At 61.9% G+C, this 24760-nt stretch carries 22 protein-coding genes; 17 read left to right on the top strand and 5 right to left on the bottom strand.

Going from position 1 to position 24760, the window contains the following annotated elements:
* Nucleotides 1-42 precede the first annotated feature (42 nt).
* On the bottom strand, nucleotides 43-2595 hold the full coding sequence (mgtA, locus tag ACM6UT_RS05715) for a magnesium-translocating P-type ATPase (RefSeq protein ID WP_416796394.1): 2553 nt from the start codon (nucleotides 2593-2595) through the stop codon (nucleotides 43-45).
* A gap of 243 nt (nucleotides 2596-2838) precedes the next feature.
* Between mgtA and ACM6UT_RS05710 the strand changes: the two genes are divergently transcribed.
* Nucleotides 2839-4332 carry an acetyl-CoA hydrolase/transferase family protein gene (locus ACM6UT_RS05710; RefSeq protein ID WP_416796393.1) on the top strand — a complete coding sequence of 498 codons (1494 nt, stop codon included), beginning with the start codon at nucleotides 2839-2841 and terminating at the stop codon, nucleotides 4330-4332.
* Nucleotides 4333-4357: 25 nt separating this feature from the next.
* On the opposite strand, the gene ACM6UT_RS05705 is transcribed toward ACM6UT_RS05710, so the two are convergent.
* A complete protein-coding gene (locus ACM6UT_RS05705; protein WP_112685595.1) occupies nucleotides 4358-4660 on the bottom strand; it encodes an ArsR/SmtB family transcription factor in 303 nt (100 codons plus the stop codon).
* Nucleotides 4661-4747: 87 nt separating this feature from the next.
* On the opposite strand from ACM6UT_RS05705, the gene trxC reads away from it, so the two are divergent.
* The 4 genes from trxC to ACM6UT_RS05685 all read left to right on the top strand — a co-directional run bounded on the left by trxC (nucleotide 4748) and on the right by ACM6UT_RS05685 (nucleotide 9164).
* Nucleotides 4748-5194: a thioredoxin TrxC gene (gene trxC, locus ACM6UT_RS05700; RefSeq protein ID WP_416796392.1), complete on the top strand. Its 447-nt coding sequence runs from the start codon at nucleotides 4748-4750 to the stop codon at nucleotides 5192-5194.
* 163 nt (nucleotides 5195-5357) lie between these two features.
* Entirely contained in the window at nucleotides 5358-6608 is a 1251-nt protein-coding gene (locus tag ACM6UT_RS05695; RefSeq protein ID WP_416796681.1) for an alpha/beta hydrolase, read from the top strand.
* Between the two features lie 228 nt (nucleotides 6609-6836).
* On the top strand, nucleotides 6837-8075 hold the full coding sequence (locus ACM6UT_RS05690) for an NAD(P)/FAD-dependent oxidoreductase (protein ID WP_416796391.1): 1239 nt from the start codon (nucleotides 6837-6839) through the stop codon (nucleotides 8073-8075).
* Between the two features lie 36 nt (nucleotides 8076-8111).
* On the top strand, nucleotides 8112-9164 hold the full coding sequence (locus ACM6UT_RS05685) for a 4-hydroxyproline epimerase (RefSeq protein ID WP_416796390.1): 1053 nt from the start codon (nucleotides 8112-8114) through the stop codon (nucleotides 9162-9164).
* Nucleotides 9165-9202: 38 nt separating this feature from the next.
* Here ACM6UT_RS05685 and ACM6UT_RS05680 read toward each other — a convergent pair whose 3' ends face one another.
* Entirely contained in the window at nucleotides 9203-9631 is a 429-nt protein-coding gene (locus ACM6UT_RS05680; RefSeq protein WP_416796389.1) for an RbsD/FucU family protein, read from the bottom strand.
* Complete coding sequence (locus ACM6UT_RS05675) at nucleotides 9615-10862, bottom strand: ROK family transcriptional regulator (protein ID WP_416796388.1); 1248 nt, start codon at nucleotides 10860-10862, stop codon at nucleotides 9615-9617. Before ACM6UT_RS05675 ends, ACM6UT_RS05680 begins: the two co-directional genes overlap by 17 nt.
* A 248-nt stretch (nucleotides 10863-11110) precedes the next feature.
* On the opposite strand from ACM6UT_RS05675, the gene ACM6UT_RS05670 reads away from it, so the two are divergent.
* From ACM6UT_RS05670 to ACM6UT_RS05615, 12 genes are all read left to right on the top strand, one after another.
* Nucleotides 11111-12136, top strand: a complete 1026-nt coding sequence (locus ACM6UT_RS05670) for a sugar ABC transporter substrate-binding protein (protein WP_416796387.1) — start codon at nucleotides 11111-11113, stop codon at nucleotides 12134-12136.
* Between the two features lie 100 nt (nucleotides 12137-12236).
* Nucleotides 12237-13295: an ABC transporter permease gene (locus ACM6UT_RS05665; RefSeq protein WP_416796386.1), complete on the top strand. Its 1059-nt coding sequence runs from the start codon at nucleotides 12237-12239 to the stop codon at nucleotides 13293-13295.
* Nucleotides 13295-14077: an ATP-binding cassette domain-containing protein gene (locus tag ACM6UT_RS05660; RefSeq protein WP_416796385.1), complete on the top strand. Its 783-nt coding sequence runs from the start codon at nucleotides 13295-13297 to the stop codon at nucleotides 14075-14077. The genes ACM6UT_RS05665 and ACM6UT_RS05660 overlap by 1 nt, the downstream gene beginning before the upstream one ends.
* Nucleotides 14074-14697, top strand: coding sequence for a nucleoside triphosphate hydrolase (locus ACM6UT_RS05655; RefSeq protein WP_416796384.1), 624 nt, complete (start codon nucleotides 14074-14076; stop codon nucleotides 14695-14697). Before ACM6UT_RS05660 ends, ACM6UT_RS05655 begins: the two co-directional genes overlap by 4 nt.
* Nucleotides 14698-14951: 254 nt before the next feature.
* The gene (locus tag ACM6UT_RS05650) at nucleotides 14952-15344 is read left to right on the top strand and encodes a response regulator (RefSeq protein ID WP_416796383.1); all 393 of its coding nucleotides are present in this window, start codon (nucleotides 14952-14954) and stop codon (nucleotides 15342-15344) included.
* 9 nt (nucleotides 15345-15353) lie between these two features.
* Entirely contained in the window at nucleotides 15354-17582 is a 2229-nt protein-coding gene (locus tag ACM6UT_RS05645) for an ATP-binding protein (protein ID WP_416796382.1), read from the top strand.
* A gap of 17 nt (nucleotides 17583-17599) precedes the next feature.
* Nucleotides 17600-18670 carry a response regulator gene (locus ACM6UT_RS05640; protein ID WP_416796381.1) on the top strand — a complete coding sequence of 357 codons (1071 nt, stop codon included), beginning with the start codon at nucleotides 17600-17602 and terminating at the stop codon, nucleotides 18668-18670.
* Between the two features lie 74 nt (nucleotides 18671-18744).
* Nucleotides 18745-19782, top strand: coding sequence for a dihydroorotase (pyrC, locus tag ACM6UT_RS05635; protein WP_416796380.1), 1038 nt, complete (start codon nucleotides 18745-18747; stop codon nucleotides 19780-19782).
* Between the two features lie 116 nt (nucleotides 19783-19898).
* Entirely contained in the window at nucleotides 19899-20252 is a 354-nt protein-coding gene (locus ACM6UT_RS05630; RefSeq protein WP_416796379.1) for a DUF805 domain-containing protein, read from the top strand.
* Between the two features lie 140 nt (nucleotides 20253-20392).
* Nucleotides 20393-21085, top strand: coding sequence for an orotate phosphoribosyltransferase (locus ACM6UT_RS05625; protein ID WP_416796378.1), 693 nt, complete (start codon nucleotides 20393-20395; stop codon nucleotides 21083-21085).
* A 70-nt stretch (nucleotides 21086-21155) separates the two neighbouring features.
* Nucleotides 21156-22082: a carbohydrate kinase family protein gene (locus ACM6UT_RS05620; protein WP_416796377.1), complete on the top strand. Its 927-nt coding sequence runs from the start codon at nucleotides 21156-21158 to the stop codon at nucleotides 22080-22082.
* Between the two features lie 178 nt (nucleotides 22083-22260).
* Nucleotides 22261-23016 carry an SDR family NAD(P)-dependent oxidoreductase gene (locus tag ACM6UT_RS05615; protein WP_416796376.1) on the top strand — a complete coding sequence of 252 codons (756 nt, stop codon included), beginning with the start codon at nucleotides 22261-22263 and terminating at the stop codon, nucleotides 23014-23016.
* Between the two features lie 42 nt (nucleotides 23017-23058).
* Here ACM6UT_RS05615 and pgi read toward each other — a convergent pair whose 3' ends face one another.
* A complete protein-coding gene (pgi, locus tag ACM6UT_RS05610; RefSeq protein WP_416796375.1) occupies nucleotides 23059-24684 on the bottom strand; it encodes a glucose-6-phosphate isomerase in 1626 nt (541 codons plus the stop codon).
* Nucleotides 24685-24760 lie beyond the last annotated feature (76 nt).

The raw sequence follows: 24760 nt of genomic DNA, 5'->3' as shown, positions 1-24760 counted from the left end.
GGCCGCGCGCTTACTGTTGCGTGTTCACGCGGGCCGGCGTCGTCATTGCTTCGTCCGCGGGCGGAAGAGGCGCTGCTTCGCGATTTCCGTGGCCGCCAGATAAGCGGCGATGATCAGGATCGCCGTTCCCATCTGCATTGCCGACAACGGTACGAAGTCGAACACCTCGGCCAGCGTTCCGAGATAGGGGATGGTGAGCGTCGCACTGGAGACGACAATCGTCGACCAGAAAAGCAGAGAGCTCGGCCGGCTTCTCCAGGCAGGCTTGCGGGTGCGCAGCACAAGCACGACGCCCAGCTCGGTGAGTAGCGAGATCATGAACCACGATGTCTGGAAGGTCGTCTCGCTTGCGTGGAAGACGAAAAGCAGGGTGGCGAAGGTCACAATATCGAAACAGGAACTGATCAGCCCGAACACCACCATGAAGCGCTGGATGTCACGGATACTCCATCGCTGCGGCGTGGCGATCTGTTCCGGATCGGCATTGTCGCTCGAAATCGCGATCGACGGCATGTCGGAAAGGAAGTTGTTGAGCAGGATCTGCTTGGCCGAGAGCGGCAAGTAAGGCAGCAGTGGTGTGGCGAGCGCCATGCTGACCATGTTGCCGAAATTTGCACTCGTCGTAATCGAGATGTATTTCAACGTATTGGCAAAGGTCCGCCGGCCTTCCTCGATGCCGGAGCGCAGCACGTCGAGATCGCGGTTGAGAAGGATGATGTCGGCGCTCTCACGGGCAACGTCCACCGCCTGCTCCACCGAAATGCCGACATCGGCGACATGCAGTGCGGGGGCGTCGTTGATCCCGTCGCCGAGATATCCGACGGAGTGACCCGTCCGTTGCAGGGCGCGGATGATCCTCTCCTTCTGCTGGGGGTCAACTTCGACGAAGAGGTCGGTGCGAGCCGCCAGATTGTACAGTGCCTCGTCGTTCAGCTTCGCGATCTCGTCGCCTGTGAGAATTCCGGCCGGGTTCAGACCGACCACCTGCGCGATGTGAGCAGTGACGAAGCGGTTGTCGCCGCTGATGACCTTTATGCCGATGCCGAGAGCCGCGAGATCCGAGATCGTCTTCTTCGCCTCGGCCTTGGGCGGGTCCTCGAAGACCAGGAAGCCGCGCAACGTCATTCCGGCTTCGTCGTCGCGGGTATAATCCGACTTCACGCCCGCCTCGCGGGTGGCGATCGCCAGCACGCGGTACCCCTTTGCTCCACGCGCCATGGGAAATCGGGCCAGTTCCTCTCGTAGGTTCTCATCCAGCTCGACAGTCGCTCCGCCTCGGGACACTGACGTACACGCCATCAGCACGTTGTCGAAGGCTCCCTTGGTGATGATCAGGCGCTGTGACGGATCGCCGGAGACCTCGACGACGATAGTTAGCAGGCGGCGGGTGAAGTCGTAGGGAATCTCGTCGATCTTCGAATATCCGGAGATCGTCAGGTTCGTCGCCTCGCCTTTCGCGATGACTGCGGCGTCAATCGGGTTTTCGATTCCCGTCTCGAAAGAAGCGTTGAGGAAAGCAAATTGCAGAACTTCGTCGGAATGGCGACCATCGGCATCGACGGCGTCATGCAGTACCACCGTTCCCTCCGTGAGCGTACCGGTCTTGTCCGTGCAGAAAACGTCCATGCTGCCGAGGTTCTCGATCGCCTCGAGCCGGCGGACGATGACCCCACGTTCGCTCATGGCCTTGGCGCCGGCAGAAAGCGTGACGGTGATGATCGCGGGCAGGAGTTCCGGGGAGAGGCCGACGGCAAGTGCGACGGCAAAGAGCAGCGATTCCGCCACGGGCCTGTCTAGCAGCAGATTGACGGTCAGCACGAAGAGCACGATCAGCACCATGACGCGGATCAGCAGGTAACCAAACCGGCGCACGCCGCGGGCGAAATCCGTTTCTTCGGGTCTCCCGCGGAGTCTTGCGGCGATGGCGCCGAATTCACTTTGCCTGCCGGTTTTGACCGCAAGCACCCTTGCTGTGCCGCTGCGCACCGAGGCGCCGAGAAAGACGGCGTTCGTTCGCGCGGAAATCGGCGCGTCGGCTGCGACCATTCCGGGTCGTTTCTCGACCGGAAAGGATTCGCCCGTCATTGCTGCCTCGCTGACCAGGAAGTCGGCTGCGTCGAGCACCAGACCGTCTGCCGGAATCAGGTTGCCGGCGGAAAGCAGGACGATGTCGCCCGGAACGACCGAGGCGACCGGCACTACTTGTTCGACGCCTTCGCGCACGACGCGGCAGGTGAGCGCAAGCCGGCGTTTCAGCGCCTCGACAGCCTGAGAGGCGCGATTTTCCTGATAGAAGCCGAGGAGGGAACTTCCGAGCACAATGGCAACGACGATGGCTGCATCGACCCACTGCTGCAGCAGCATCGAAACGGCCGCGGCGAAGACCAGGATCAGAACGAGCGGGCTTTCGAACTGGCGCAACAGCAGCCGGACCGCGCCGGTCCTCGCGGTGTCCTCGATCGAGTTCGCTCCGAGCTGCGCAAGTCTTTCCTTCGCCTGCGCTGCCGTCAGGCCGCCTGCTCCGGAGCCAAACGCATTGATGAGCTCGTCGCTCTCTCTTGTCCAGTAGGGCCTGTCCTGTGCGCTGCTGTCCATCGCCTGCTCCGGCCAGAGCCTTCGTTTGGGAACCAACGGTATTTCGATTCCCTTCTCGTGGAAAATACAAGAGAATTCGGCGGCAGTCTGGACGGCTGATTCGCTTTGATATGCGCGTTGCGCATATCAGATCAGCGTCACATGCGACTGAAGAATGATTGCAACGGCGATGTCGGCGCCTTTAATCCATCCGGAGCCTTACGGGACGAGAGTGCCTGTCCCGCATATGCACGAGGAGAGACCATGCTGCGTGAACGGATCCGACACAGACCCCTGCTCGACCGGGTCGTCAGCGCCGATGAAGCGGCGGCTCTCATCAAGGACGGAATGACCGTTGGCATGAGCGGGTTTACCCGTGCCGGCGAAGCGAAGGCGGTGCCACTTGCTCTCGCCGAACGGGCGCGAAAGGATCCGCTGAAGATCACGCTGATGACCGGCGCCTCGCTCGGAAACGACCTCGACAAGACACTCGCGGAAGCCCATGTGCTCGCCCGGCGCATACCCTTCCAGTCGGATCCGGGCCTGCGCAAGGCCATCAATGCCGGAGAGGTCATGTTCATCGATCAGCATCTCTCCGAAACCGTGGAGCAGTTGCGCACAAATCAGATTCATCCCGTCGACATCGCCGTGATCGAGGCCGTGGCGATCACCGAGCAGGGCGGCATCGTGCCGACGACGTCGGTTGGGAATTCCGCGAGCTTCGCGATCTTGGCCGACAAGGTGATCGTCGAGATCAACCTCTCGCAGCCGGTAACGCTTGAGGGGCTGCACGACATCTATATCCCGACCCGCCGGCCCGCCCGCATGCCGATCCCCGTCGTGACCCCGGAAAGCCGGGTCGGTCTGCCGTTTATTCCGGTACCGCCGGAGAAGATCGTTGCGATCGTAGTTTCGGAAAAGCACGACAGCTCGGCGACCATTCTGCCTCCGGACGACGACACCCGCGCGATCGCCGGCAATCTGACGGACTTCCTGTTGAACGAGGTGAAGCGGGGGCGGATGGGCTACGAGTTGCAGCCGTTGCAGGCGGGGATCGGGACGATCGCCAACGCAGTACTGCACGGCTTCATCGATTCTCCCTTCCATGACCTGAAGATGTATTCGGAGGTTCTGCAGGATTCGACCTTCGAACTGTTCGATGCCGGTAAGCTCGGCTTTGCCTCGGGATCGTCGATCACGCTTTCTGCCGAGATGTATCGCAAGGTCCTACCGCGGCTCGTCGAGTACAAGCATCGCCTGATCCTGCGGCCGCAGGAGATCAGCAACCATCCGGAGGTCATCCGCCGTCTCGGCCTCATCTGCATCAATACGGCGCTTGAATTCGACATCTACGGCAACGTCAATTCCACCCATATCGGCGGCACCCACATGATGAACGGCATCGGTGGTTCGGGCGATTTCGCGCGAAACGGCTACATGTCGATTTTCGTCACCAAGTCGATCGCCAAGAACGGTGCCATTTCAAGCGTGGTACCGATGGTGAGCCATGTTGACCACACGGAGCACGATGTCGACGTGCTGGTGACCGAGGTAGGTCTTGCGGATTTGCGCGGCCTCGCCCCGCGGGAACGCGCGCAGGTCATCATCGCCAACTGCGTGCATCCGGACTATCGCGACGCGCTGCGGGATTATTACGTTCGGGCAAGCAAGCGCGGCGGTCATACGCCGCATATCCTCGAAGAGGCATTCTCCTGGCACGTCGCGTTGCGTGACCGCGGCACCATGCGCTCCGCCTGAGGGTATCGTCGGCGGGTGAGGAAATTCAGACCGAGCAGTAGGTGTTGTAAAGCGCGCCGATGACGTTGCGCGCTGGCTCGCTCTCGATCCGGTACCAGATCGTCTGCCCGTCACGGCGGCCGCTGATGATACGGTCGCGGCGAAGGAGCGCCAGATGCTGCGACACCGTCGAATCGCGGATGCCGAGAAATTCGGCGAGCTGGCCGACCGAGCGCTCGCCGTCTATCAGCTGACAAAGAATAAGAAGCCGATGCCGGTTGGCGAGCGCCTTCAATAACTCGCTGGCGTCGTCTGCTGCGTTTTGCATGGATTCGGGATTAAGCTTCATTCTTGCGTATCTACGTCATTGTGAATATAATGTCAACTATCGGAGGCGCTTCCGAGGGTATCGGGCGCCTCGAAGGAGACATATAGCATGGAAAGAGATCGGCAAATCGTTTGTCCGCATTGTGGCGCCGTCAATCGGATGAAGGCGGAGCGTCCGGCCGCCGAGGCGCGCTGCGGCGCCTGCAAGGAAGCGCTTTTCGAAGGGCATCCGGTCGAGGCGGATCCTGCAATGTTCGAAAAGCAGATCGCCCGCAGCGAAGTGCCGGTTCTCGTGGACGTCTGGGCCCCCTGGTGCGGCCCATGCAAGATGATGGCGCCTCATTTCGCGGAGGCGGCGAGAGTTCTGGAACCCTCCATGCGCCTGATGAAACTCAATTCCGAAGATCATCCGCAGGTTGCTGGGCGGCTCGGCATCCGCGGGATTCCCACCATGTTGCTCTATAGCGGCGGTCGAGAGATCGCCAGAGTCTCGGGTGCGATGTCCGCTCGGCAGATCGTCGACTGGGCAAATGCCCAAATGGCGCAAGGCGCCTGACATGCCTTGATGGCCGGCGCTTTTGGCAAGAAAGCGCTGGCCTCGCTCTATGTTCCGAGGTACGCCTACGAGCCTTGATTGCTCGTAGAGGGACCACGTATTGATCGGAACGCAATTGGAGGAAGGCGGAATTTCCCCTCCAGCGGCTCATTGGAGCGCGCGGATTCGTTCCGGATTCATTGGTTGGCTCGCTGTTTGTCTCGTCACGGCCGGCTGTGCCGGACGAGCGGTCGGCGTCATGGAGCCCGTGGATGCGAGGGCCGACGGCGCAAGCCGGGTGGACCTCATCGCCGCGACCACCCGCGCGCCGTCTGACGACAAGGCGATCCTGTTCACCGGCGAACGGGGAAGCGGCCTGATGATGGACGCGGTCACGATCTCCATTCCGCCAGAGAAGAACCGCAAGGTCGGACAGGTACAGTGGCCGAAACGCCTGCCGCCGGACCCCTCGCGGGAGTTCGCGACCGCTGCCGTCGACCCTCTCGAATCCGACGAGGAAGCCAAAGCCTGGTTCGGCAAGCACAAGGTCGCGAGCCGTCGCGTACTCGTCTTCGTCCACGGCTTCAATAATCTCTACGAGGATTCGGTCTATCGTTTCGCGCAGATCGTCCATGATTCCGGCGCCGAGGTCGTTCCGGTCGTCTTTACCTGGCCGTCGCGTGGCAACATCTTCGATTATGCCTACGATCGGGAAAGCACAAACTATTCCCGTGACGCGCTCGAGGACATGCTCACCCGTATCGCCAGTCATCCCGACGTGGCGGACGTGACGGTGATGGCGCATTCCATGGGCACCTGGCTCGCCGTCGAGTCCCTTCGCCAGATGGCGATCCGCAACGGGCGCGTCCACCCAAAGATCAACAATGTCATTCTCGCTGCGCCGGATCTCGACGTCGACGTTTTCGCGCAACAATTCCGTGCTTTGCAGAAGGATGCGCCGCATTTCACGCTCTTCGTCTCGCGAGATGACCGGGCGCTGACACTCTCCAAACATCTCTCCGGCAATGTCGAACGGCTTGGACGCATCGATCCGAGCAAGGAGCCGTATCGATCGGAGCTGGAGAGCGCCGGAATCACGGTGATCGATCTGACCGAACTCAAGGCCGAGGATCAGCTGAACCACGGCAAGTTTGCCGAAAGCCCGGAAGTGGTGAGGCTGATCGGCCAGAGGCTGGTCGCCGGGCAGACCATCACCGACTCGCAGGTGGGGCTCGGCGAAGGCCTTGCTGCGGTGACCGTCGGCGCAACCAGTACGGTCGGGCAGGCGGCCGGTGCCGTCATCAGTGCTCCGATCTCGATCTTCGATCCACGCACGCGCCGAAGCTACGGGCGCCAACTCATCCTCTTCGGGCAGAGTGCCGAGGGCACAATCGGCTCGGTCGGCAATTCGTTGGGTGCCACGGCCGCAAAGTAAGTCGTTTCCGCTTCCCGTGAGAACGAAGAGTTTTGCCTGATTCCTGCCAATCATGACGGTTGGTCTTGCGCAGCACTCCGGGTGTTTGCTTCGCGAAACCGTGCGTTTGTGTGATGACGAGTCGCACTGCGAGAAAACCGGTGGCATTTTTCCCAAACTGATATATCACATTGTCCGGATTGGTGCGAAATGCGCGCGGCGCATTTCCGGGCGAGGGGACTGAACGGCATGAGCAAGACCACCGTTGTTGTCGGAGCCGGTATTGTCGGCGCGGCGATTGCATTCGAACTTCAGAGGCGTGGTCGCCGGGTGACGCTGATTGATCGCGACCAGCCGGGTCTCGGCGCGTCCTTTGGCAATATGGCCAGCATCGCGGTGTCCGAGTTCATGGCGGTGTCGCGCCCCGCGACCTGGAGGAAGATCCCGCGTTGGTTGCTCGACCCGGAAGGTCCGGTCTGGCTGCGCCCCTCCTACGCACCGAAGATGACGTCGTGGTTCCTCCGCTTCATTCTTGCCGGACGTCCTTCGCGGGTCGCCGCGATCGAGGCGGCCGGTGCCAGCCTCTGCGCCCGCGTACTCGACGATTTGAAGCCGATGCTGGAAGCCATCGGCGCACGGGATATGTTGACCGACGAGGGCTGCCTCGCGATCTACGAGACCGAGGCGGAGTTTGCCGCCGATCGCGATCATATTGCGCTCATGGAAAATTACGGCTTTGCCCATCAGGTACTGACCGGAAAGACGATCCGCGATCTCGAACCCGCTTTGTCGCCGCACATCGCCAAGGCCGTGCTGTTGCCGGCGAATCGTTCGGTCCGCGACCCGTATCGGCTTGTGTTGAAGCTCGTCGAAGCCTTCAGGCAAGCCGGTGGCGTCTTTGTCTCCGGTGAGGTCGAACGGGTGGAGGGGCATAGCGGCGGGGCGGACGTCGTTCTCGCCGGCGGAACCCGGCTTGCCGCCTCCGATGTCATTCTTGCCGCCGGTGTCCGGACTCGCTCTCTTGCGGCCCTGCTTGGTGAACCGATCCCCCTCGAAACGGAACGCGGCTATCACACGCAGATCATGGCGCCGGGGATCGCCATGCGCCATTCGATCATCTGGCCGGAGCGGGCGTTCATGGTGACGCCGACCGCAGGCGGCATTCGTGTCGGCGGTAACGTCGAGCTTGCCGGGCTCGATGCCGCGCCCGACTACCGGCGCGCCCGCGTCCTCGTGCACCACGCGCAGCGCGCGCTGCCGGGCTTGAAAACCGAAGAGGAGAGTGAGTGGATGGGGCATCGCCCTGCCTTCCCCGATACCCTGCCGATCATCTCGGCGTCGTCGCAGGTACCCGGCGTCTGGTACGCGACGGGGCACGGCCATCTCGGCTTGACCTATTCGGCGACCACGGCGAGGCTTGTCGCCGATATGGTGACCGGAGCGCAGCCGCCGGTCGACATGGCGCCTTTCAGCATCACCCGTTTTTGACGGCGAAACCTGCCAGGCTTGATTGGAGCAGAGACGATGAGATGGAAACGCACGATCCAGTTGCTGGATGTCCATTGCGAGGGAGAGATCGGTAGGCTGGCGATCGGAGGCGTGCCGAAAATTCCCGGCGAGACGATCGCCGAGCAATTGCACTGGCTGAACACCGATCCCAAGGGCGAGGAGCTCCGCCGCTTCCTCGTGCTCGAGCCGCGCGGTGCGCCGATTGGCTCGGTCAATCTGTTGCTCCCGGCAAAGCATCCGGAGGCCGACGCCGGGTTCGTGATCCTTCAGCCGGATCAGGCGCATGCGAGCTCCGGCTCCAACTCGATCTGCACGACGACCGCGCTGCTGGAATCGGGCATCGTCGAGATGAAGGAGCCGGAGACGGTCGTCACGCTCGATACCGCGGCGGGCCTGGTCCGAGCGACGGCAACCTGCCGCGACGGGCGCTGCGAGAAGGTAAAGCTCACCATGGTGCCATCCTTCGTGCATGAACTCGATGTGGGGATCGATACGGAGCAGTGGGGGCGCATCACGCTTGACCTCTGCTACGGCGGTATCTTCTACGCACTGGTGGATGTCCGGCAGATCGGCACGACGATCGACAAGGCGAATGCCCGCACACTGGTCGAGGCCGGCATGATCCTGAAAGAGCTGATCAATCGCACCATTCCGGTGGTGCATCCGGAGATCCCGGCGATCTCGGGCGTCGCGTATGTCATGTTCCGTGACATCGATCCGGACGGGGCGATCCGCACCTGCACGACGATGTGGCCCGGTCGGGTCGACCGCTCCCCCTGCGGCACCGGCAATTCGGCAAATCTCGCGACGCTTCACGCTCGCGGCAAGGCGAAGGTCGGCGACGTTTTCAAGTCCCGATCGATCATCGGTTCGGAATTCGAGGTCGGACTGTCGGCGGTTACCGAAGTCGCGGGAAGGCCGGCCATTATCCCGACGATCACCGGGCGCGGTTTCACCTTCGGCCTGACGCAGGTGGCACTCGATCCGTTCGATCCTCTTGCCGAAGGCTTTGCTCTCACGGATGTGTGGGGACCTTCTGCCGGTGAGATCGGCAGGCCGCGCGCGTAAACGGCAAGCGGCGGTCGCTCGGACCGCCGCCTTCTCGTTCAGGGATAGATTACGCCCTTGCGCAGGATCACATTGGCATAGAGGCGTGGCTCTCCCGTCTGAATGATCGCGTGGGCGGCGCGGACGCGATCGTAGAAGGCGCTTCCGACGAGCGGTGTCACGCTCCGCTGCGGTTCGTGCCGACTGCAGCAATCGAGGATCTCGTTGTGCACAGGATCGAGCCGGTCGCGATCGGGGCCGACCGTCGACCGGAAGATCGCCTCCGGAACGAAATCATCGATCGGCAACACGCTGAGGACCGCGTTGAGCACCGGCACCAGTCCGTGCCCGTCGAGGCGGATCAGGCGGCGGGCGTGTTCGACGCCGGGATAGTTGCCGTCGACGATGGCGATCTCGTCGCCATGGCCCATGCCCCGGAGGGTCGCGAGCAGATCGGGTCCGAGAAGCGGATCAAGTCCCTTCAGCATGTTCGATTTCCTTGAATAGTACTGTTTGGTCTGTGAGATAGCGGGCGAAGATCGGCAGGCTTGCTCCGCCGATCGCGCGAGCCTGACTTCCGACGACGCCCTCGACGATCTCGGGCACCTGAATACCCTGGAGATCCAGCCGCCTGAAAGATTCGTTGACGGCCGCCACCAGACGGCGGCGCACCCAGTCGGGAAAGCCGCCGTCGATCACCGCTGCGGAAAAGTCGATGATCGAGGATGCCGCAACCGTGGCTTGGGCAATGGCGTCGGCGCTGTCGCGGATCCAGATTTCCAGCGGCTCGCCGAAGTCGATCCAGTCAGTCGCGGCGTACCACAGCGGCTGCGGATCGATGCCTCGTTCTTGCAGAAGGTTCTCCAGTACGAAGATGGATGCGATCTCCAGCAACTGCTTGGTTTCGCCGTGCTTGTTGCGGACGGGGAGGGGGCCTATTGCGCCTGCCGTTCCCGTTTTCCCGACGAAAACGGTTGAATTCAGAACAATTCCACCGCCGATGAAGGAGCCGATGTAGAAATAGACGAAATCCGGATAGCGGGAACCGAGGCCAAACACGAGCTCGGCGCCACAGGCGCTCGTCGCGTCGTTCTGCAGGAAGACCGGATAGGACACGTGGCCAGCGACCTTCGCCTGCAAGTCAAAGTCACGCCATGCATCCATGGCGCCTCGGGGCGCGCCGACTTCCTCGGCCCAGTTCCAGAGCTCAAACGGTGCGGCGATCCCGATACCGGCGACATTCGTCTTCTGTTCGGAAGACATCCGCGCCTCGAGTTCGGCGATGCCACCGACGATGAACGTGACAATCTCCTTCGGTTCCGGATAGCGGAAGGTACGATGGAGCTGCAGCCTGATCTTTCCGACAAAATCCATCAGGATCAGGTCGGCGCTGCGGCGGCCGATCTTCACCCCGAAGGAGAAGACGGCATCAGGGTTCAGGAACATCGGCACCGACGGCTGGCCCACCTTGCCGCGGATCGGCTTGCCGCGCACGAGTAGCTCGTCCTTTTCGAGCGCCCGCATGATGACGGAAACGGTTTGCGCCGAAAGCCCCGTCTGCCTGGCTATATCCGCCTTCGAGATGCCACCCTGGCGGCGCACGAGCGAAAGCACGAGCCGCTCGTTATAGGCACGTACGCGCACCTGGTTGGCACCGCCGCCCGCACTCACCATCTGAGGAAGGTCGGACCTAGGTGCCGTTTGTTCGGTAGATGACATGGCCGCCCCTCCTTTCCGACTGAGTGCTCTCCCGCTTCTTGCATCATTTGCTCCAGCATGCCACATTCAATTAATAATTCAATTGGATTTATTTATTGACAGGGCCGCGCCTCGGTGTTCTTAATGCCCCCCCCGGAGGAACGTTGCACCGACCCTTCGAGCCACCAACGGGCGCGAAAATCGCGTCCGGATCCATTCGTTCTGTCGCATGGCCGGAGACGGCCGCTGAATAATCTCGGGAGGAAGAAATGAAGAAATCTCTGATCGCAACCGCCGTGTCGGCTCTGGCCCTTGGCGTCGTCTTTGCGGCGCCTGCACGTGCCGAAGACGTCTCGGCATGCCTCATCACCAAGACCGATACCAACCCCTTCTTCGTCAAGATGAAGGAAGGTGCGACCGCCAAGGCTCAGGAACTCGGCGTCACGCTGAAGGCTTACGCCGGCAAGGTCGACGGCGATTCCGAAAGCCAGGTTGCAGCAATCGAATCCTGCATTGCAGACGGCGCCAAGGGCATCCTGGTCACCGCATCCGACACCAAGGGCATCGTTCCGGCAGTCAAGAAGGCCCGTGACGCCGGTCTTCTCGTGATCGCTCTCGACACGCCGCTCGAGCCGCTCGACGCTGCCGACGCCACTTTCGCGACCGACAACCTGCTTGCCGGCAAGCTGATCGGCCAGTGGGCTGCGGCGACCCTCGGCGACAAGGCCAAGGACGCCAAGATTGGCTTCCTCGACCTGACTCCGTCCCAGCCGACCGTCGACGTCCTGCGCGACCAAGGCTTCATGATCGGCTTCGGCATTGATCCCAAGGATCCGAACAAGATCGGTGACGAAGACGATGCGCGCGTCGTCGGCCACGACGTGACGAACGGCAACGAAGAGGGCGGCCGCACCGCCATGGAGAATCTTCTCCAGAAGGATCCGGACATCAACGTCATCCACACGATCAACGAGCCGGCCGCCGTCGGCGCCTACCAGGCGCTCAAGGCTGTCGGTAAGGAAAACGACGTGCTGATCGTCTCGGTCGACGGCGGTTGCCCGGGCGTCAAGGCCGTTGCCGAAGGCCAGATCGGTGCGACCTCCCAGCAGTATCCGCTGCTGATGGCATCGCTCGGCATCGAAGCCATCGCCAAGTTCGCCAAGGACGGCACGAAGCCGCAGCCGACCGAAGGCAAGGACTTCTTCGACACCGGTGTCGCGCTCGTCACCGACAAGCCGGCCGAAGGTGTCCCGTCCATCGACACCAAGGAAGGCCTGAACAAGTGCTGGGGTTGATGCCCTGACCTTTCAGGTCAACAATAAATTGAAGGGCGGTCTCGGCCGCCCTTTTTTAAACCGGAAAGCAATAAGCGCCGGGTCCTACGGGAGGGTTCATATGGCAAGTATCCAGGAATTCGAAAAGGTTCTCGACAAGAGCGACCAATCGATCGCCGCGTTCGAGGACAGGTCCTTCCTTCGGAAGGTACAGCACTTCCTGCACTCGACGCCGGCCGCCGTGCCGTTCATCGTGCTCGTTTCTGCCATCATCATCTTCGGTGTCACGATCGGCGGAAAGTTCTTTTCGAGCTATACGCTGACGCTCATTCTCCAGCAGATCGCCATCGTCGGCATTCTCGGCGCCGGCCAGACGCTTGTCATCCTGACGGCGGGTATCGATCTGTCGATTGGGGTCGTCATGGTCATCTCGGCGGTCATCATGGGCAACTGCGCCGTCACCTACGGACTGCCGGCGCCGATCGCGATCCTCGCTGGCGTCGTCGCGGGCGGGTTGTGCGGCCTTCTGAATGGCTTCCTCGTTGCCAAGGTGAAGCTGCCGCCGTTCATCGTCACGCTCGGCACCTGGTACATCGTCATGTCGACGAACTTCATCTACTCTGCCAACGAGACCATTCGCGAAACCGATGTCGCGGCAAACGCGCCCTTCCTGCACTTCTTCGGAAACAGCTTCAAGATCGGCTCCGCCGTCTTCACGATCGGCGTGGTGACTATGGTCATCCTGGTCCTCGTATTGTGGTATGCCCTCAATCATACTGCCTGGGGCCGGCATCTTTACGCAGTCGGCGATGACCCGGAGGCAGCCAAGCTCTCCGGTATTCGGACGGACAGGGTCCTTCTCGGCGCCTATTCTCTGGCCGGTGTGATTGCAGCGATCGCCGCCTGGGTATCGATCGGCCGAAACGGTTCGATTTCGCCGTCCGCGGCGGTGACTGACTACAACCTTCAGGCCGTGACGGCGGCGGTGATCGGCGGCATTTCGCTCTTCGGCGGACGCGGCTCGATCCTCGGCACGCTCATAGGGGCCATGATCGTGGGTGTCGTCTCCATGGGGCTCAACATGCTCGGTGCCGATCCGCAATGGAAGGTCTTCCTGACCGGCGTTCTCATCATCTCGGCCGTCGCCGTCGACCAGTGGATCAGAAAGGTAGCAAGCTGATGACACAGGAAGCAATTCTCACCGCCCGCGGCCTCGTCAAGCGCTACGGCCGTGTCACCGCCCTCGACAATGCTGACTTCGATCTCTATCCGGGCGAGATTCTCGCGGTCATCGGCGACAACGGCGCCGGCAAGTCCTCGCTGATCAAGGCGATCTCGGGCGCCGTTCGTCCGGACGAGGGTGAAATTCGGCTTGAAGGCAAGCCGGTGCATTTCTCCTCGCCGATGGAGGCGCGCGATGCCGGAATCGAGACGGTCTATCAGAACCTCGCACTTTCGCCGGCCCTATCGATCGCCGACAACATGTTCCTCGGTCGCGAAATCCGCCGGCCGGGACCGCTCGGATCCGTTTTCCGTATGCTCGACCACAAGCGAATGGAAAAGATCGCCCGCGACAAGCTCACCGAACTCGGACTGATGACGATCCAGAACATCAACCAGGCGGTGGAGACGCTGTCCGGCGGCCAGCGCCAGGGGGTAGCTGTGGCGCGTGCCGCGGCCTTCGGCTCGAAGGTCATCATTCTCGACGAGCCGACGGCGGCGCTCGGTGTCAAGGAATCCCGCAAGGTTCTCGAACTGATCCTCGACGTCAAGTCGCGCGGCATGCCGATCGTGCTGATCTCGCACAACATGCCGCACGTGTTCGAGGTGGCCGACCGCATCCACATCCATCGGCTCGGGCGGCGTCTCTGCGTCATCAAGCCCGGCGACTATTCGATGGCGGACGCGGTTGCTTTCATGACCGGTGCGCGCCCGGCGCCCGACGCGGAAATGGCTGCATGACGCCGAGCCTGGCGGACGTCGCAGACGAGGTCAAGAAGCGGGCGGCAGGACATGCCCGCTTCGTCGTAGCGATCGCAGGGCCACCGGGGGCGGGCAAGTCGACGATCGCGGAGACGCTCGCCGAAACGCTCGCGGAAGGCGGTGAAACGGCCGTCGTGTTGCCGATGGACGGTTTTCACATGGACAATGCGGTCCTCGAGGAGAAGGGACTGCTGCAACGCAAGGGCGCGCCGGAGACCTTCGATGTGCGCGGCTTCATCGATATCGTCCGCGCCATCCGTGCGGGCGGTGAGGTGCTCGTCCCGGTCTTCGACCGTAGCCGCGAGATCGCCATCGCCGCCGCACGCGTGATATCACCCGCCCACCGCATCGTGGTCGCGGAGGGCAATTATCTGCTGCTGGACGAGGCGCCATGGCGGGGGCTTGCCGGCCTTTTCGACCTTTCCATCTTTCTCGACGTCCCCGAAGACGTGCTCGCCAAACGCCTCGCCGACCGCTGGAGCGGCTATGGCCTCACGCCTACCGAGATTGCGGCAAAGGTCGGTGAAAACGATCTTCCGAACGGCCGTCGTGTGCTCCGGCGGAGCCGCCCCGCCGATCTCGTGATCGCCAACGTGTGATCTGTTTTCCGGCAACCGAGATTGCTCCCGGTGGCCTGAAGGCTGCACCAAACCGGTCGGGCGCCGGGGCTGATTGCTCTTGCCACCATCAGTGGCGCAAATCGTAAAATTCGACGAATTTGCTTCAGGCAATTTCAGCTCGCGGCTGATACCAACCGGGTATCCGCGCAGGCCGTCCGCTCAGCTGTGTCGCCTTAGGCGATGCGGCGAATGGAACCGCCCGCAACATAGAAGAAAAGGGTGTCAGAGAAACCATGCCCATCTTGATCGTCGAAGACAACGCGACCAACGCGATGATCCTGAAGCATCTGGCCAAGAAGGTCACCGACGACGAAATCGTCCTCGAAAGCGATGCCGGACGGGCGCTTGCACTCTGCCATAACACTTTCTTCTCCATGTTGATCGTCGATCAGATCCTGCCCGGCATGACCGGCCTGGAGGTCGTCCGCAAGATCAGGATGATGGAGCGCTACGACGGCGTGCCGATCGTCATGGTGACGGCCGATCAGGAACCGAAACTGCAGGAGGCGGCTCACGAGGCGGGCGTGACGGCATTCCTGACAAAGCCGGTGGAAGCGGTCGCTTTCCGCAATCTCCTGATTTCCCATCTGGGGCTTCGCTCTTCCATTCCTGCCGCAGCCGGCTGAGGTTGGCTCATGGGAAACCTGGCGAGCGTCGGCAATCGGACTTTGCGGAAGGTCGCCGACACGGCGACCATTCTCCAGGTCCTCTCGGCCATCCTCCTGCTTGTTCTGGTCGGGCTGTTCGTCGACATCTCCCGTCACTTCCAGCTGCTCTATGATGACGCGCGCGAGGATGCTCTCTGGTCCGTTGTCCAGCTCGAGCGCGATGTCCACGCGCTGGCCTATGACGTCAAGGCGCTGAGGAATGGCGTGTCGCCGGCCGTCGGCGCGGACGAGCTGGGTGTTCGCCTCGATGCGCTGAGGCAGGCCGCCCGGACGCTTGGCGAGCCATCCCTCACTCGCGATGCCGCGATGGAGGCTCTTTACCAGTCAATCGTCTACGGTTTGACCGAGGCGGAACGGATCCTTTCGAATCTCAGGAATGGTTCTGGAGGCGGCGAGCCGTTCGCACATCTCGACACGACGCTATCCGCGCTCTCAGGTCAAGTCGAACAGCTGCTGGACCGGGTGCACGCCGGACAGAGTGCTGCGCGCGAGACAAGCCGCGCCGCCGTGCTTGATCTGGGGCGCAGCGCTGCTGCGATGCTCATCCTGTTGCTCGCCTCCGTCATCTTCCTCGTGGTCACGTTGCGCCGACAACTGGGTGCAGTTCGACAGACGGGCAGGGAGCTCAAGGTGGTGACCAGGCAACTGACGGAAGCCTACGAGGCCGCCGACGCCGGCAACCGGGCGAAGTCACAATTCATGGCCACCATGGGGCACGAAATCCGCACGCCGCTCAACGCTATCCTCGGCATGGCGGAACTGCTCGAATATTCCGAGCTTCCGGAGGATGCACTTTCGAGCGTCAAGACGATCCGCTCGTCCGGTGAGGCGTTGCTCGAAGTCATCAACGAGATCCTCGATTACGCAAAGATCGAGCATGGCAAGCTCGAGCTCGAAGAGCGCGCCGTCGATATTTCGGCCCTGGCGGAAACGACCACGAACATCATTCGCGGCCGGGCGGCCGAGCACGGCAATGCCGTTATTCTCGACATCCCCGATGCGCTCGATGCCCATTATGTCCGGACGGATCCCACGCGGTTGCGCCAGGTCTTGCTGAACCTCCTGAGCAATGCCGTGAAGTTCACCAGCAAGGGTACGGTAACGCTTCGGGTCCGGGAGTTGTATCGCGCCGGCAAGCTGATGTTGCGTTTCGAGGTCGAGGACACCGGCATCGGCATCGATGAGGCCGGCCTTGTAAAGCTCTTCCAGCCGTTCTCGCAGGTCGATGCCAGCATCAGCCGCAGATATGGCGGTACGGGTCTCGGTCTCACCATCTGCAAGCAGATCGTCGAGAAGCTCGGTGGTGAACTCGGCATGAGCAGCACGGTCGGCGTCGGAAGCATTTTCTGGTTCGAGATTGCAGTCGTCGCGGTGGATCGGGACGAGGTCGCGAACCACGCGGCACGTCAGGACGCGGCGGCCGGTCTGCCGCGCAAGCGCATCCTTCTGGTCGAGGATAACCGCGTCAACCAGCAGGTCGCGCGGCGTTTCCTGGAGCGGCTCGGCCAGGACGTCACCATTGCGAACGACGGCGCCGAGGCGGTGCGTCTTTGCCAAAACGAAACATTCGATCTCGTCTTCATGGACATGCAGATGCCCGTGATGGACGGCATCGAGGCAACCCGCCGGATTGCTGCGGGCAGCCTGAACGGACGGACCCCGATCGTCGCCATGACGGCAAACGCCTCGGATGACGACCGCCGGCAGTGTGTCGAAGCCGGGATGGTGGGGTTCGAAGCCAAGCCGATCACCATGAAGAGGTTGCGGAACGTGATCACGAGACTTTCGGAGGCAACGGCCGACGAGAATGTGGAGGCCGAGCCGTATGACACGGGCCTCCCCGATCTGGAGGAAGTCGACATCCCGGTGCTGGCGCCGCTGCCGATCGACGGTTTGGATGGTGAACGGCAATCGGAACTGGTCGAGGCTCTTGGCGAAGACGTCTTCCAGGAACTGATCGTGTCCTTCTTCGACGATGCCGCAAGCCTCGTACTGGATCTGCGTCAGGCCATTCGGGACGAAAGCCCGCAAGACGTCGACCGCGTGCTGCACACGATCAAGGGCGCCGCGATGAACGTGGGCCTCAACGACATTGCCGGGAAGGCGAGCGCCTTGCGCAAGACAGAGCCGAACCTCATCGATGTGGACCGGCTGACCGACGAACTGGAAATCCTGAAGTTCAAGCTTGTGGCCTGATGGCCAAGGAGGTGACGATGCGTATTCTGCTGGTGGACGACAACAATACAAATCTCAAGCTCCTGACGAAGCTCGTCGCGAAACTCGACCAGTGCGAGGCCGTGCCGTTCGCAGGCCCCGACGCGGTCCTGTCCGCTCTGCCGGACCTCGATTTCGACGTCGCGATCATCGACTACCAGATGCCGGTCTACAACGGTGTGGAGCTCTACACGGAGATCGTCCGCTTCGAGAAATATGCCGACGTCCCGGTGATCTTCATCACGGCCGATACGGACATGACGACGCGCATGGCGGCCCTGAATGCCGGGGCGATCGATTTCCTGACGAAGCCAGTGAACCCGATCGAGTTCCAGGCGCGCGTACAGAACATCGTGAGCCTTTCGCGCGCGCGCAAGCAATTGGCGGATCAGGCAGAATGGCTCCGTCGCGAAGTCGACCGCGCCGTTGCGGAACTGCGCCAGCGGGAGCAGGAGATCATTCATCGACTGACGCTGGCAGCCGAATACAAGGACCCGCATACCTCCCGCCATACCTCCCGTGTGGCCGCCTATTCCGAGGCAATCGCCGTCGAGCTCGGCCTCCCGGAGCAAGTCTGCAGCGATATCCGTCTCGCCGCCCCCATGCACGACATCGGAAAGGCTGCGATGCCGGATACTCTGCTCCTGAAGCAGGGCCGTCTCACGGAGTCGGAATATCGGCAGATGCAGGCGCATGCCCAGATCGGCGGAAATATCCTCGCGGAATCCCATTCGTCGCTGTTGCAACTCGCCTCGGAAATCGCCGTCAGCCATCACGAGCGCTGGGACGGGCAGGGTTATCCGAACCGGCTCTCTGGCGAGGCGATTCCTGTCGCCGGCCGGATCGTCTGCATCGCCGACAATTTCGATGCGCTCACGACCGAGCGTCCCTACAAGTCCGCCTGGTCCGTCGACCGCACCGTCGAACACATCCGCGGTCGGGCCGGCTCGCAATTTGATCCGCAATGCGTGGCGGCCTTCGAGCGCGCGCTTCCGAAGATCTACGAGATCATGCAACAGGATCGCGAGGAACAGGCACTGTCGGCTGTCGCTTCGGCCTCTGGCTTCTGACGAGCGAAATGCAGGATTGACCGGCAGGCTGGTCGTGCTATCGACGGCCCATCCACATCTCCCGGAGGCATGCCATGCAATCGCTCACCATCCGCCGCCCCGACGACTGGCACCTGCACCTGCGTGATGGCGCCATGCTCAGAGGCGTGATCGCCGACACGAGCCGGCATTTTGCCCGCGCAATCGTCATGCCGAACCTCGTGCCGCCGGTCGTCACCACGGTCGATGCGCGTGACTACCGCAGCCGTATTCTGGATGCGCTTCCGGAGGGGCACAGCTTCGAGCCGCTGATGACCCTCTACCTGACGGAAGAGACCAACCCAGACGACGTCGAGGAGGGCAAGCGCAGCGGGCTGATAACGGCGGTGAAACTCTATCCCGCCGGTGCGACCACCAATTCTGCGAGCGGCGTGCGCAATCTCGAAAAGGTGATGCCGGTCCTCGAGCGGATGGCAAAGATCGGCCTGCCGCTCTGCGTCCACGGCGAAGTCACCACACCGGATGTGGACATCTTCGATCGCGAGGCCGTCTTCATCGAGACGGTGCTCGATCCTCTGCGGCGGCGCCTGCCGGAGCTGAAGGTGACGATGGAGCATGTGACAACTGCGGACGGTGTCGGCTACATCCGCTCATCGACCGCCAATCTCGCCGGTTCGATCACGACCCATCACCTGATCATTAATCGCAACGCGATCCTCGTTGGCGGCATCCGCCCGCACTACTATTGCCTGCCCGTCGCCAAGCGCGAGAGCCATCGTCTGGCGTTGCGGGCGGCGGCGACGTCGGGTGATCCGCGCTTCTTTCTCGGCACAGATTCCGCGCCCCACGTTGATCCTGCGAAGGAATGTGCCTGCGGCTGTGCCGGCATCTATTGCGCGCCGAACACCGTGAACTGCCTTGCACACGTTTTCGAGCAAGAAGGCGCGCTCGACAAGCTCGAAGCCTTCGTGTCTCTGAATGGGCCGGCCTGGTATGGGCTGCCGCCGAACGAGACGCGGATCACCCTCATCAAGCGTCAGACGCCCGTGGAGTTTCCGAAGAAGATTGAAACGGGTGCCGGTTCGGTTACCGTTTTCGATCCGATGTTCCCGATCTACTGGGACGTCGAGTGACGTCTCTCGGCCCGACCATTCTTGGGTGTTTGTCTGTGGAGCGCCAGTCCCTCGTTGCCGACGCTCGAAAAATCGCCTAGCCGATTCCTTCGGAAAAGTATTTACGGGGGAATAGAATGACATTTCAGGAATCCGTTTCCATTGTCCTGTCGAAGTACAAGGACTTTACCGGCCGTGCATCGCGCTCGGAATTCTGGTGGTTTGCGCTCTTCACCATGATCGTCAATTTTGTGGCATCACTGCTCGATCAGGCGATTATTGGCATCGGCCTTCTCGATACGCTGGCAGCACTCGCTTTGCTTCTTCCGAGCCTCGCCGTCGGGGCGCGTCGGCTCCACGACATCGACAAGTCCGGCTGGTTCATGCTGCTGGCACTGATCCCGATCGTTGGCTGGGTTGTGCTCATCTATTTCAACGTGCAGATGAGCCAGCCGACGGCAAACCGGTTCGGCGCGCCGCCTGTCGCCTGAACGCCCGGCCTCGGTTTCTCTCACGGCCGCCGGTTCATGTCGGTGGCCGACCTCTCTCCCTGATAACTGCGGCTGGAAAGCGCGACGGCTTGCTGCTATTGCGCTTGCAACGCAATCATCAGCCAGAGTGAGGACCCGCCATGATGCCGACGTCGTTTTCCGATCCCGCCGTGATGGCGGAACTCGTTGCGAAGATGTTGTGGGAGATCAAGGCGGTGCACTTCTCCGCCGACAAGCCCTACAAGCTCTCCTCGGGCATGATGAGCCCGGTCTATATCGACTGCCGCAAACTGCTCTCCTATCCACGCATCCGCTCGACGGTCATGGATTTCGCGGCGGCGACCGTCATGCGTAATGCCGGCTTCGAGCAGTTCGACTGCATTGCCGGCGGTGAGACCGCGGGCATTCCCTTCGCTGCACTTTTGGCCGACCGTCTCGGCCTGCCGATGATTTATGTCCGTAAGCAGCCAAAGGGTCACGGCCGCAACGCCCAGATCGAGGGTCACATGCCTGAAGGTGCGCGGGTGCTGGTGATCGAGGACCTGACGACGGCCGGCGGCAGCATGTTCAAGTTCATCGATGCCGTGCGGGCCGCTGGTGGCGTCGTCGATCACGGAATCGCGCTCTTCTTCTATGGGATCTTTCCCGAAGCGAAAGAGCGTTTCGTCAACGGCAACGTCATGCTGCATTACATCGCAACCTGGCGTGAAGTCCTTGCCGTCGCGCGCGCGCAGAAGCTCTTCGACGAAAACACACTTGCCGAGGTCGAGGCTTTCCTGGATGCGCCGCTCTCCTGGTCGGCTCGCAATGGTGGCGTCGCCTCTCTTTCCTGACGAAGGGCTGGCAATCCCGGCCGGATTGCTTTAAATCGATTGAAACGTAAAAGGCGAGCGGGAGGCCTGTATGATACTGTGTTGCGGCGAAGCGCTTATCGACATGCTCCCGCGCGAAACCACGCTCGCCGAAAAGGGCTTCGCTCCCTACGCCGGCGGCGCGATTTTCAACACGGCTATCGCGCTCGGACGGCTCGGGATTTCGACCGGTTTTTTCACGGGTCTCTCCGACGACATGATGGGCGATATCCTGCGGGAGACGCTGAAGTCGAGCAATGTCGACTTTTCTTACTGCGCGACACTGTCGCGGCCGACGACCATCGCCTTCGTCAAGCTCGTCAACGGGCAGGCGACCTACGCGTTCTATGACGAGAACACTGCGGGCCGGATGATCACCACAAGCGACCTGCCTTCCCTCGGTGACGATTGCGAGGCTCTGCATTTCGGCGCGATCAGCCTGATCCCCGAGCCCTGCGGGTCGACCTACGAGGCGCTGATGGCCCGCGAACACGCCACCCGCGTCATCTCGCTCGATCCGAACATCCGTCCGGGCTTCATCAAGGACAAGGCCGCCTACATGGCGCGCATCGAGCGGATGGCCGCGATGTCCGACATCCTGAAATTTTCGGATGAGGACCTGGATTGGTTCGACCTACCCGGCAGCCAGGACGAACGCGCCGCCTATTGGCTGACGCGCGGCGCCAAGCTCGTCGTCATCACCAAGGGCGCCGAAGGTGCTACGGGTTACACGCCCGGCTTCAAGGTCTCGGTCCCGTCGAACAAGGTCGCCGTTGTCGACACCGTGGGTGCCGGCGATACGTTCGACGCGGGCATTCTCGCCTCATTGAAGATGCAGGGCCTGTTGACCAAGGAGAAGGTCGCGGCAATCAACGAAAAGGCCGTCGAAGCTGCGCTGACTCTTGGTGCAAAGGCGGCGGCGGTCACCGTATCGCGCGCGGGCGCAAATCCACCCTTCGCCCACGAGATCGGGATTTAGCATCCTCCGACCGTTGTTCGTCCACACTCTTGGACGGGCGGGCACGTATCGATCCTTAAGCCATCCGACATTAGGAATCCGTGATTGATGTCGGCGTGACTTGTTCGTACCTTCACCTGCGCCGGCAATCTCCGTTGCGGCACTCGTTTCGCGGGTCGGTCGAACAAAGGATGAAGTCATGACAAAGGAATTTTCCGGCAAGGTCGCTCTCGTCACAGGCGGCGGTTCGGGTATCGGTGCTGCATGTGCCCGTCAACTGGCGGAGGAGGGTGCCCGTGTCGTCGTCGCCGATATGAATCTGGCAGGCGCTCAGGAAGTGGTGGATGAGATCGCCGCTGCCGGCGGAACGGCAAGCGCCCGGCAGGCTGATGTCAGCGATCCCCAGGCTGTGAAGGGGATGATCGACTTCGCTGTCGAGACCTACGGCGGGCTGGATTGCGCGGTCAACAATGCCGGGATTGGCGGTCCGTTGAAGCCGATTGCCGAATATGAGATCGACGAATGGCATCACGTCATCGGCGTGAACCAAAACTCCGTCTTCTACTGCATGAAGTACGAAATCGAAGTCATGTTGCAGCAGGTAAAGGGCTCCATCGTCAACATGTCATCGATTCTCGGGACCAATGCCATCGCCAATGCGCCGGCCTATGTGGCGGCGAAACATGCGTTGGTCGGCATGACGAAATCCGCTGCCATCGCCTATTCGGCGAGCGGCGTGCGTGTGAATGCAGTCGGCCCCGGTTATATTCGCACGCCGCTGGTCGAGAACAGTCTGGACGAGGAGAGCATTGCCGCCTTGGTCGGACTCCATCCGATCGGCAGGCTCGGTACCTCGGAGGAAGTCGCAAACCTCACGCTGTTCCTGCTTTCCGACCGGGCATCCTTCGTCACCGGCAGTTACCACCTCGTCGACGGCGGCTACGCAGCCCAATAGCTGACAGGGCAGGTCCGCCGCGGCGGCCTGCCCTTGGATCCGTCATCCGGCGCGTGACAGCAGGCTGGCGACCAGACCTGCGGTCGAACTGTCGTGTCCCGAAGGGGCGGTCTTGCCCTCGACCACAGGAAGCAGTGCGGTCGCGAGTTCCTTGCCGAGTTCTACACCCCATTGGTCGAAGGAGTTGATGCGGAAGAGCACCCCTTCGACGAAGACGCGGTGTTCGTAGAGCGCGATCAGCCGGCCCAGTGCAAAGGGGGTGAGCCGGTCGTAGATGAAGGTGACCGAGGGGCGATTGCCGGCAAAGACCCGGTGCGGCGCAATGCGCTCGATCTCGGCCTCGCTCACGCCCTTGGTTTTAAGCTGTGCCTTCGCCTCGGCGAGGGTGCGGCCCTTCATCAGGGCCTCGGACTGCGCAAGGCAGTTGGCGATCAAAAGCTCGTGCTGGTGACGCAGCTCCGGTTCGAAGCCGTTGGCGGCGATCATGAACTCGACCGGCACGACGGTCGTTCCCTGATGGAGCAACTGGTAGAACGCATGCTGGCCATTGGTGCCGGGTTCGCCCCACACGATCGGACCGGAGTTGCCGGCGACCGGCTTGCCGTCGATTGTTACGCTCTTGCCGTTTGATTCCATGTCGAGTTGCTGGAGATAGGCGGCAAAACGGGAGAGTCGCTGGTCATAGGGAAGGATGGCGCGCGAGGCATGGCCGAGCACGTTGCGGTGATAAAAACCGATGAGGCCGAGCAGCATCGGCAGGTTTTCTCGAAACGGCGCCGTGCGAAAATGGTTGTCCATCGCATGGGCGCCTTCGAGGAAATGGCCGAAGTTCTCACTGCCGATCGCGATCATCAGAGAGAGGCCGATCGCCGACCAGACGGAATAGCGGCCGCCGACCCAATCCCAGAAGCCGAAGACACGTTCCGCTGGAATGCCGAAGGTTGCGACCGCGTCCAGGGCTGTCGAAACGGCGGCGAAATGGTGGCCGACGGCCTCCTCTCCGAGCGCGCCGGCGACGAAACGGCGTGCCGTCCGGGCGTTCGTCATCGTCTCGATCGTTGTGAAGGTCTTGGACGCGACGATGAACAGGGTCGTTTCGGCGGCCAGGTTCTTCAGGGTATCGGCGATGTGCGCGCCGTCGACATTGGAGACGAAATGCAGGCGCGGTCCGTCATGATACGGAGCGAGCGCCAGCGTTGCCATGGCAGGACCGAGATCGGACCCGCCAATCCCGATATTGACCACATCGGTTATCTTCTTGCCGGTCGCACCCTTGGTGCTGCCGCTGCGGATACCCTCGGCAAAACGTCCCATGGCCTCCAGGACGGCGTTGACGTCCGGCATCACGTCCTTGCCGTCGACGAATACCGGCGTGTTCGCCCGGTTGCGCAAGGCCGTGTGCAGCACCGCGCGGCCCTCGGTGAAATTGATCGCTTCCCCGGCGAACATCGCATCCCGTTTTTCGGCAACGCCGGCCGCGGCTGCAAGCTCCTCCAGCAGGACGATGATCTCCTCGTTCACGGCGCACTTGGAATAATCCATCAACAGGTCGTCGAGACTCACACTGAAACGGGAGAAGCGTTTCGCGTCGGCAGCAAACGCCGCCCGGATATCCTCCGCCCTCATGGCAGTTGCGGTGCTGGACAGCTTGTCGATGATCGCCTGCATCTATCTCCCCTCGATGGCGGGACACGGGTCCGAAACGGGCGTGGCGGATTCGAGGTTTGCGTTGCTCATCCGAGCA

Source organism: Ciceribacter azotifigens (genome assembly GCF_048159625.1).
Lineage (GTDB): Bacteria > Pseudomonadota > Alphaproteobacteria > Rhizobiales > Rhizobiaceae > Allorhizobium > Allorhizobium azotifigens.
This window is presented reverse-complemented; position numbering and strand designations above follow the sequence as displayed.